Origin of the sequence: Streptomyces sp. KLMMK (genome assembly GCF_036961605.1) — a bacterium.
GTDB lineage: Bacteria > Actinomycetota > Actinomycetes > Streptomycetales > Streptomycetaceae > Streptomyces > Streptomyces telluris.
The window spans coordinates 1-8,607 of sequence record NZ_JBAMDC010000282.1; the positions used below are offsets into that span (position 1 = coordinate 1).

At 73.5% G+C, this 8,607-nt stretch carries 10 protein-coding genes; 8 read left to right on the forward strand and 2 right to left on the reverse strand.

Annotated features, from left to right (window positions below; translation table 11 throughout):
- Positions 1-236: 236 nt before the first annotated feature.
- The 5 genes from V7793_RS28155 to V7793_RS28175 all read left to right on the forward strand — a co-directional run bounded on the left by V7793_RS28155 (position 237) and on the right by V7793_RS28175 (position 4,535).
- Positions 237-998 (forward strand): SDR family oxidoreductase, encoded by a 762-nt coding sequence (locus V7793_RS28155; protein ID WP_179080247.1) that lies wholly within the window; start codon positions 237-239, stop codon positions 996-998.
- Entirely contained in the window at positions 995-1,585 is a 591-nt protein-coding gene (locus tag V7793_RS28160; protein ID WP_336011450.1) for a TetR/AcrR family transcriptional regulator, read from the forward strand. Before V7793_RS28155 ends, V7793_RS28160 begins: the two co-directional genes overlap by 4 nt.
- Before the next feature lie 105 nt (positions 1,586-1,690).
- Positions 1,691-2,308, forward strand: coding sequence for a TetR/AcrR family transcriptional regulator (locus tag V7793_RS28165; RefSeq protein WP_336011452.1), 618 nt, complete (start codon positions 1,691-1,693; stop codon positions 2,306-2,308).
- A gap of 99 nt (positions 2,309-2,407) precedes the next feature.
- On the forward strand, positions 2,408-3,751 hold the full coding sequence (gene hmgA, locus V7793_RS28170) for a homogentisate 1,2-dioxygenase (protein ID WP_336011456.1): 1,344 nt from the start codon (positions 2,408-2,410) through the stop codon (positions 3,749-3,751).
- Positions 3,752-3,779: 28 nt separating this feature from the next.
- Complete coding sequence (locus V7793_RS28175; RefSeq protein WP_336011470.1) at positions 3,780-4,535, forward strand: GntR family transcriptional regulator; 756 nt, start codon at positions 3,780-3,782, stop codon at positions 4,533-4,535.
- Here the strand turns inward: V7793_RS28175 and V7793_RS28180 are convergent.
- Positions 4,481-5,266 carry a TetR/AcrR family transcriptional regulator gene (locus tag V7793_RS28180; protein WP_336011459.1) on the reverse strand — a complete coding sequence of 262 codons (786 nt, stop codon included), beginning with the start codon at positions 5,264-5,266 and terminating at the stop codon, positions 4,481-4,483. The genes V7793_RS28175 and V7793_RS28180 overlap by 55 nt on opposite strands.
- Positions 5,267-5,331: 65 nt before the next feature.
- Here V7793_RS28180 and V7793_RS28185 point away from each other — a divergent pair, with 65 nt between their 5' ends.
- Both V7793_RS28185 and V7793_RS28190 read left to right on the forward strand, forming a co-directional pair.
- A complete protein-coding gene (locus V7793_RS28185) occupies positions 5,332-6,318 on the forward strand; it encodes an ATP-binding cassette domain-containing protein (protein ID WP_336011462.1) in 987 nt (328 codons plus the stop codon).
- Positions 6,315-7,103, forward strand: coding sequence for an ABC transporter permease (locus V7793_RS28190; RefSeq protein ID WP_336011464.1), 789 nt, complete (start codon positions 6,315-6,317; stop codon positions 7,101-7,103). The genes V7793_RS28185 and V7793_RS28190 overlap by 4 nt, the downstream gene beginning before the upstream one ends.
- Before the next feature lie 143 nt (positions 7,104-7,246).
- Here the strand turns inward: V7793_RS28190 and V7793_RS28195 are convergent, their stop codons facing one another.
- The gene (locus V7793_RS28195; protein ID WP_168092356.1) at positions 7,247-7,510 is read right to left on the reverse strand and encodes a hypothetical protein; all 264 of its coding nucleotides are present in this window, start codon (positions 7,508-7,510) and stop codon (positions 7,247-7,249) included.
- A gap of 240 nt (positions 7,511-7,750) precedes the next feature.
- Here V7793_RS28195 and V7793_RS28200 point away from each other — a divergent pair.
- On the forward strand, positions 7,751-8,607 hold an 857-nt coding region (locus V7793_RS28200; RefSeq protein WP_336011466.1), incomplete at its 3' end, for a serine/threonine-protein kinase.

The following is an 8,607-nucleotide window of genomic DNA, read 5'->3' on the forward strand; positions in this document are numbered from 1 at the left end:
TGCGTGCGGGGGGCGTCCCCCGGAAGAGTGCCGCATGGGCACGGACAGTACGGCGTGACCGCGGCGGTACCGCCTCGACGGACCGGGCCGCGCCGCAGTTCAGGCCGGGGGTGCGGGGGACGTCACCCGGGAGGACGCAGCCGGAGGGCGCGCCTGCGGACGTGTTCCGGCCTCTTCCCCCGTCACATACCGACTGGTTAGTCTGCGCGGTGCAGCCGAGCCGAGGGAGACCGAGCGTGGGCATTGTGCGGGACGCGGGAGTCGTCGTCACGGGAGCGGGGGGCGGCATCGGCGCCGCGCTCGCCCGCCGGTTCGCGGCCGAGGGCGCGCGGGTGGCGGTCAACGACCTCGACGCCGCCAAGGCGGAGGCGGTCGCGGCGGAGATCGGCGCCACGGCCGTCCCGGGAGACGCCTCCGACGTCGTACAGGCGGCCCGCGAGGCGCTCGGCGGCCGCGTCGACGTCTACTGCGCCAACGCGGGCGTGGCCCCCGCGGGCGGTCCCGAGGCCGAGGAGGACCTCTGGGAGACCGCCTGGGACGTCAACGTCATGGCCCACGTGCGGGCGGCGCGCAAGCTGCTGCCGGAGTGGCTCGACCGCGGCAGCGGCCGCTTCGTGGCGACGGTCTCCGCGGCCGGGCTGCTCACGATGCTGGGCTCGGCCCCGTACAGCGTCTCCAAGCACGCCGCCCTCGCCTTCGCCGAATGGCTCTCCCTCACCTACCGCCACTGCGGCATCGACGTGCACGCCATCTGCCCGCAGGGCGTGCGGACGGACATGCTGCGCGGCACCGGCCCGGCCGGGGACCTGGTGCTCGTGCCCACGGCGATCGAGCCGGCGCAGGTCGCCGACGCGCTCTTCGAGGGGATGGCGGCGGGCCGCTTCCTGATCCTGCCGCACCCCGAGGTCGCCGACTACTACGCGGCCCGCGCCACCGACCCCGACCGCTGGCTGCGCGGCATGAACCACCTCCAGCGCAAGCTCGAAGAGGACCTGTGAGCGTGGTGGTGGAGGGCGGGTGGCCGGTGCCGCAGCGGCTGCTCGCGGCCGCCACCCGGCTCTTTGCCGACCAGGGCTACGACCGCACGTCCGTCCAGGAGATCGTGGAGGCCGCGGGCGTCACCAAGGGTGCTCTCTACCACTACTTCGGCTCGAAGGACGACCTGCTGCACGAGGTGTACGCGCGCGTGCTGCGCCTGCAGCAGGAGCGGCTGGACTGCTTCGCCCGCTCGGACGCGCCCGTGGAGAAGCGGCTGCGGGAGGCGGCGGCCGACGTGGTGGTCACCACCATCGAGAACCTCGACGACACGAAGATCTTCTTCCGGTCCATGCACCACCTGGGCCCCGAGAAGCTCGCGCAGGTGCGGGCGGAGCGGCGCCGCTACCACGAGCGCTTCCGGGCCCTGGTCGAGGAGGGCCAGCGCTCCGGGGTCTTCTCCTCGGCCACCCCCGCGGACCTGGTCGTGGACTACCACTTCGGCTCCGTCCACCACCTGGGCGCCTGGTACCACGCGGAGGGCCGGCTGAGCGCCGGGCAGGTCGCCGGGCACCTCGCGGACCTGCTGATGCGGGCGCTGCGGCCGTAGCGCACCGGACCGCTCCCCATCTCCCTAAGCGCTTGCTCACCTCGGGGTATGGTGTTCGTTCCGCGGGCGCAGGGCCCGGGGCGGGCCGGGAGAGCGGGGCGTGGGATGGGTGCGGAGGGGCAGCAGAGCGGGCAGTGGGCCGATGTCACGCCCGACGCCGCGCGGCGGCTGGTGATCGCCGCCGTGGAGGCCTTCGCCGAGCGCGGCTACCACGCCACCACCACCCGCGACATCGCCGGCCGCGCCGGCATGAGCCCCGCCGCGCTCTACATCCACTACAAGACGAAGGAAGAGCTGCTCTACCGCATCAGCAGCGTCGGCCACCGGCTCGCCCTGGACATCCTGCGCCGGGCGCGGGACTCGGGCGGCAGCCCGGCCGACCGCCTCTCCGAGGCCGTGCGGTGCTTCGTCCGCTGGCACGCCGAGCACCACACCACCGCACGGGTCGTGCAGTACGAGCTGGGGGCGCTGGGCGAGGAGCACTACGCCGAGATCGTCGCCCTGCGCCGGGACACCGACGCCGCGGTGCGCACCATCGTCGAGGACGGGGTGGCCTCGGGCGACTTCGGCACCCCGGACGTGCCGGGGACGACGCTGGCGGTGCTGTCGCTGTGCATCGACGTCGCCCGGTGGTTCAACGCCGAGGGCAAGCGCACGCCGGACGAGGTGGGCGAGCTGTACGCGGACCTGGCGCTGCGCATGGTGGGGTACGCGAAGAAGTAGGGAGAAGCAGGCCGCCCGTTTCCCGCGCTGATCCATTGACGCACCCCGCCGGGAATCCTACGGTCTCCCATAGGAATCCATCGGCGCTGGGAGCACGCGATGAGCGGTACGGGCAACGAGCAGGCGCGGAAGGCCGCCGAGGGCCTCGCCCACTCGGCCGGTTTCGGCAACGAGCACAGCAGCGAGGCCGTCCCGGGGGCTCTGCCCGAAGGGCGCAACTCCCCGCAGCAGGCCCCGCTCGGGCTGTACGCGGAGCAGCTGAGCGGCACGGCCTTCACCGAGCCCCGGCACAGCAACCGCCGGTCGTGGCTCTACCGCATCCGGCCCTCCGCCGCGCACCCGCCCTTCGCCCGCACCGGCAACGGTCACCTGGCGAGCGCGCCGTTCGCCGACGCCGTGCCCGACCCCAACCGGCTGCGCTGGGACCCCCTGCCCGAGCCGGCCGCAGGCACGGACTTCCTGGCCGGCCTGTGGACCCTGGGCGGCAACGGCGACGTCACCCAGCGCGCGGGCATGGCCGTCCACCTCTACGCCGCGAACGCCTCGATGACGGACCGGGTGTTCAGCGACTCCGACGGCGAGCTGCTCATCGTGCCCGAGCGCGGCGGGCTGCTGCTGCGCACGGAGTTCGGGCTGCTGCGGGCCGAGCCCGGGCACGTGGCCCTGATCCCGCGCGGGGTGCGCTTCCGGGTGGAGCTGCTGGACGCCACCGCCCGCGGCTACGTCTGCGAGAACTACGGGCAGCCCTTCACCCTCCCCGACCTGGGGCCGATCGGCGCGAACGGACTGGCGAACGCGCGCGACTTCCTCGCCCCGGTGGCCGCGTACGAGGACGTCGAGGGCCCCGTCGAGGTCGTCAACAAGTTCTGCGGCAACCTCTGGACGGCGACGTACGACCACTCGCCGCTGGACGTGGTCGCCTGGCACGGCAACCTCGTCCCGTACGTCTACGACCTGCGCCGCTTCAACGTCATCGGCTCGATCAGCTACGACCACCCGGACCCGTCGATCTTCACGGTGCTGACGTCCCCGTCGGACACCCCGGGCCTGGCGGGCGTCGACTTCGTCGTCTTCGCGCCGCGCTGGCTGGTGGGCGAGGACACCTTCCGGCCGCCGTACTTCCACCGGAACGTGATGAGCGAGTACATGGGCCTCATCGAGGGCGCCTACGACGCGAAGGCCGCCGGGAAGGGCGGCTTCGTCCCGGGCGGCGGCTCGCTGCACAACATGATGTCGGCGCACGGCCCGGACCGGGACACCTTCGACAAGGCGAGCGCGGCCGAGCTGCAGCCGCAGAAGGTGGACGACGGCCTGGCCTTCATGTTCGAGACGCGCTGGCCCGTGACCGCGACGGAGCAGGCCCGGACCGCCGGCCATCTCCAGACGCGCTACGACGACGTGTGGCAGGGTCTGGAGCGTCATTTCCGCCAGCCCCGCCCGTGACGCCGTACGAGCCGGAGTGCCCGTGACCGTGACCACCTTCGCCCCCGACTCCCTGGCGCTCAACCGCAAGCTGCCGCTGTGGTACCAGGTGTCGCAGTCGCTGCGCGCCTCGATACTCGGGCGCTGCCCGAGCGACCCGCTGCGTCTGCCCACCGAGGACGCCCTCGCCGAGCACTACGGCGTGAGCGTGCTGACCATGAGGCAGGCGCTGAAGGAGCTGGAGGCGGAGGGGCTGATCAGCAGGCACCGGAGGCGCGGCACCTTCATCGAGCCGAGCGCCCGGCGGGTCTCCCCCGTGCGGCTGCTCGGCTCGGTGGACGCGATCGTGGCGCAGCAGTCCGGCGAGCAGACCACCGTGCTGGGCCACGGGCCGGCGGCGGTCCCGGCGGAGCTGGGCGAGCACTTCCCCGACCTGGAGGAGGCGGTGGTCTTCCGCCGGCTGCGCTGCGACGGGGAGTCGGGCGAGCCGACGAACTGGGCGGAGAACCTCGTCCGCCCCGAGCTCGCCGAGCGCATCGACCTGGCGGACCTGGCGCGCTGGCCCATGACGAAGGTGCTGCGGGACGCGGTGGGCGTGCGGATCAGCCGGATCACCGACACGGTCGAGGCCCGCCTGGCCGACCCGGAGACGGCACGGCTGCTGCAGGTGCCGCTGCTGAGCCCGATCCTGCACTACACGGGCGTGACGTACGACGCCTCGGGCCGGGCGGTGGACGTGGCCCGGATCCGCTACCGGGGCGACCGGTTCTCCTTCAGCGTCACGCTGGAGGCGGACGCCGACTGACACCCCCCGGCGCGCCCCGGGGCGAAGCCGTCGAGCACCCGGCCGAGGGCGCGCTCGAACTGTGCGTCGAGGTCCACGGCGGCGAAGCCCGCGCCGAGGACACCGGCCAGGCGCGGGTAGGCGCCGCCGGAGAGCTCGCGCGCCAGGTGGGCCATGCGTGCGGCGTGCTCCTGACCGGGCGGGAAGGGCGAGGTGCGGGCCCGCTCGGCCTCGGAGAGCTCGTTGACCACGTAGGTGGAGACAAGCCCGTTGACCATGGAGATGAGCTCCATCTTGGTGCCCCCCTCGGCGTCGAGGGGCTCCAGCACCCACAGGAAGTGCTCCAGGTACCGCAGGGCGTTCGGGCTGAAGCCGTGGGCGGGCGACATCAGCCGCGGCAGCCAGGGGTGGCGGTGTATCAGGGCGCGCGTCTGCCCCGCGAGGGCCAGCGCGTCGGCGCGCCAGTCGCCCGAGGGCGCCGCGGAGAGGTCGTACTCGGCGCTGACGGCGTCGACCATCAGCTCGTACAGGTCCTCCTTGCGCGGGACGTAGTTGTAGAGCGACATCGTGGCGCAGCCGGTCTCGGCGGCCACGCGGCGCATCGAGACGCCCTCGGGTCCCTCCGCGTCCGCGACGCGCACGGCCGCGGCCGCGATCTCGGCGCGGGTGTGCGCGGGGCGGGGGCCCCGGGCCGCGCGTTCGGGGCGCGCCCAGATGACCTCGGGGTTGGCCGTGCGGCCGCTGGCTGCCATGGATCACATCACCTCGCCCACCATCCTAGTTACGTACGACGTACGTAGTGGGATAGGGTCGCGCCATGACTACGTACGCTGTACATAGTGAGGGACTGGAGAAGCGGTTCGGGGACGTCCGCGCGCTGCGCGGGCTCGACCTGGCCGTGCCCGAAGGAAGCGTCTGCGCCCTGCTGGGGCGCAACGGCGCGGGCAAGACCACCGCCGTCCGCCTCCTGACCACGCTCATCGGGCCCGACGCGGGCACCGCGCGGGTCGCCGGGCACGACGTGGTGCGCGCACCCCGGGACGTACGCCGCGCCATCGGGGTGACCGGCCAGGCGACCTCCGTGGACGCCGATCTGACCGGCCGCGAGAACCTTCGGCTGTTCGGCCGTCTGCACCGGCTGGGGCGTGCGACCGCGCGCGACCGCGCCGACGTCCTGCTGGACCACTTCGGCCTCGAGGACGCCGCCGACCGCCCGGCCCGCACCTACTCGGGCGGCATGCGCCGCCGGCTCGACCTCGCCGCGAGCGTGCTGACCAAGCCCCGCGTGCTTTTCCTCGACGAGCCGACGACCGGCCTCGACCCGGCCAGCCGCAGCGCGATCTGGGACGCCGTCCGCGAACTGACGCGACACGGCACCACCGTGCTGCTCACCACGCAATACCTGGAGGAGGCGGATCAGTTGGCCGACGACGTCGTGCTGATCGACCACGGGCGGGCCGCCGTACGGGGCACCCCCGCACAGCTCAAGGCCCGGCTCGGCGCCCGCGCCGAGGTGGTCGTCGCGGAGGAGGAGGCGCTCGCGGACGCGGCGGCCGTCCTGGCCCGGCTCACCGGCGGGCAGCCGGTGCTCGACACCGGGCGGCGCGCGGCCGCAGCGGTCACCACCGACCACGACCTGACGCTCCCTCACCTCGTGCGCGAACTCGACGCGGCGGGCGTCCCCCTCGCCGACGCCGGCCTGCGCCGGCCCACGCTGGACGAGGTCTTCCTGCACCTGACCTCGGGCGCGGACCACCGCACCGGGACCGAGGCCGGAGCCGGAGCCGGGGAGGCCGCCGCATGAGCACCCTCGCGCTGTCCGACACCTGGGCCGTACTCGGCCGTCACCTCCGCCGCATGCGACGCGTGCCCGGGCTGCTCGTCATCACGCTCACCATGCCCGTGACCATGCTGCTGTTCTTCGGTTATGTCTTCGGCAGCGCAGTGGCGCTGGAAGGGGGCGCGAACTACCGGGCGTACCTCGTACCGGGGTTGTTCGCGGTGACGGCCGTCAACGGAGTGATGACATCCATGCTGGCATCCGCGCAGGATTCCCAGCGCGGGGTGATGGACCGCTTCCGCACCCTGCCCATGAGCCGGTTCGCGCTTCCGGCGGGGCAGACGGCGGCGGACGTGACGCTCGCGGCAATCGGCATGGTGCCGCTGGTGCTGTGCGGGCTCGCCGTCGGCTGGCGGATCGAGGGCAGCGCGGCCGACGCCGCGGGCGCCTTCGCGCTGCTGCTGCTCTTCCGGCTGGTCACGGCCTGGCTGGGCCACTACCTGGGCCTGGTGCTCGGGAACGAGGAGACCGCGGGCCAGATGGCCGGTGCGACCTTCATGCTGCCGCTGCTGTCGAACGCCTACGTGCCGACCGAGGGCATGCCGGGCTGGCTGCGCACCGTGGCCGAGTGGAACCCGATCAGCGCGCTCACCACCGCCTGCCGGGAGCTCTTCGGCAACGGCCCCGCCGCGGCGGACGCGTCCTGGCCGGTCGCGCACCCCGTCCTGGCGGCGACCGGCTGGGCGTTGCTGCTGCTCGCGGTGTTCGTGCCGCTCACGGTGCGGCGGTACGCACGGGACTCAGCCTGATCGCCGCACGGCCGGAGACGGGCCCGGACATGCCACGGCGCCGTACGGCCGCGCCCTGGGGAGAGGGTGGAGGGCCGACGGCGTCGCACCGGTGTCGCTGTCGATGACGGAACGGCTGCGGGGCGCTGCGCTCGGGGCGGGGCTCAGTCGTGGTTGCCGAAGAGGGAGCGGCGCAGGCGTCTGAGCGGCGCCAAGAGGGAGACCTTCGCGGTCCGGCTCTGCTTGGTGCGCGTGTGATCACGCGTGGTCAGCTCGCGCATCAGCAGGGTCGCCCCTTCGACTTCGCGCTGGGGCACGGCAGGCCCGCCCAGTACCGCCAGATGGCGGTCGAGGCGCGCGCTGGACGCACCGCTGTTGCAGCTGATGGCAGGCACCCGTGGCCTGCCGCGCATTGCTATCTGATCCATTGAGACTCCCCACCCGAACGAGGCACCCGGCTCAGGCAGGGTAACCCTACCGCCCCATTCCGTCACCCGCGCATCGGCGGGGCGGATTCACCACTCCGTCAAGGGCGTTGACAGGGCTGGCGTGAACCTGCCGTCACTGTGGGCGAGTTAGCGGGACAAGGATATGCAGAAGAGGGGGCGATCACGCTCCGTTGCGGTAGATTCACCCCGAATCGCTCTCTTGGTGGAGGGGGCCCGTCGATGAGCGGGACGTTCGGGGGCGGTCCGGAGGGCGCAGCGGTGCCGCCGGACCGGGTGGTGGCGGGCCGTTACCGGCTGCTGGAGCGGTTGGGCCAGGGCGGCATGGGCGTGGTGTGGCGCGCGCGGGACGAAGTGCTCGACCGCGAGGTGGCCGTCAAGGAGGTCCGGGCGCCGTCGGGCCTGCTCGAGCACGAGATCCGGCAGCTGTACGTGCGCCTGGAGCGCGAGGCCCGGGCCGCGGCGCGCATCTCGCACCCCCATGTCGTCACCGTCTTCGACGTGGTCTCCGAGGACGGGCGGCCCTGGATCGTCATGGAGCTGGTGCGCGGCCTGTCCCTGGCCGACGTCCTGGAGGCCGAGGGCCCTCTGGCCCCGGCGCGCGCGGCGCACATCGGCGCCGGTGTGCTCTCCGCGCTCCGGGGGGCGCACGCGGCGGGCGTGCTGCACCGGGACGTAAAACCGGGAAACGTCATCCTCGCCAACGACGGGCGTGTCGTCCTCACCGACTTCGGCATCGCGACGGTCGAGGGGAGCTCGGCGCTCACCCGGACCGGAGAGCTGGTGGGTTCGCCCGAGTTCCTGGCCCCCGAGCGGGCGCTGGGGCATCCGCCGGGGCCGGGGTCGGACCTCTGGTCCCTCGGGGTGACGCTGTACGCGACGGTGGAGGGCGTCTCCCCCTTCCGTCAGGACACCCCGCTCTCCACCATGCGGGCCGTGGTGGACCAGCAGCTCCCGGCGCCCGTGCGGGCGGGGGCGCTCGCGCCCGTCCTGGAGGGGCTGCTGCGCAAGGATCCCGCCCTGCGGCTCGGCGCCGAGGAGGCGGAGGGGATGCTGCGGGTGGTGGCGCAGGGCGGCAC

Excerpts from the sequence above, each read along its gene's own strand:
- V7793_RS28165 (WP_336011452.1), top strand. The coding sequence starts at position 1,691 with ATGGGTGCGGAGGGGCAGCAGAGCGGGCAGTGGGCCGATGTCACGCCC.
- hmgA (WP_336011456.1), top strand. The coding sequence starts at position 2,408 with ATGAGCGGTACGGGCAACGAGCAGGCGCGGAAGGCCGCCGAGGGCCTC.
- V7793_RS28180 (WP_336011459.1), bottom strand. The coding sequence starts at position 5,266 with ATGGCAGCCAGCGGCCGCACGGCCAACCCCGAGGTCATCTGGGCGCGC.
- V7793_RS28185 (WP_336011462.1), top strand. The coding sequence starts at position 5,332 with ATGACTACGTACGCTGTACATAGTGAGGGACTGGAGAAGCGGTTCGGG.
- V7793_RS28190 (WP_336011464.1), top strand. The coding sequence starts at position 6,315 with ATGAGCACCCTCGCGCTGTCCGACACCTGGGCCGTACTCGGCCGTCAC.
- V7793_RS28195 (WP_168092356.1), bottom strand. The coding sequence starts at position 7,510 with ATGGATCAGATAGCAATGCGCGGCAGGCCACGGGTGCCTGCCATCAGC.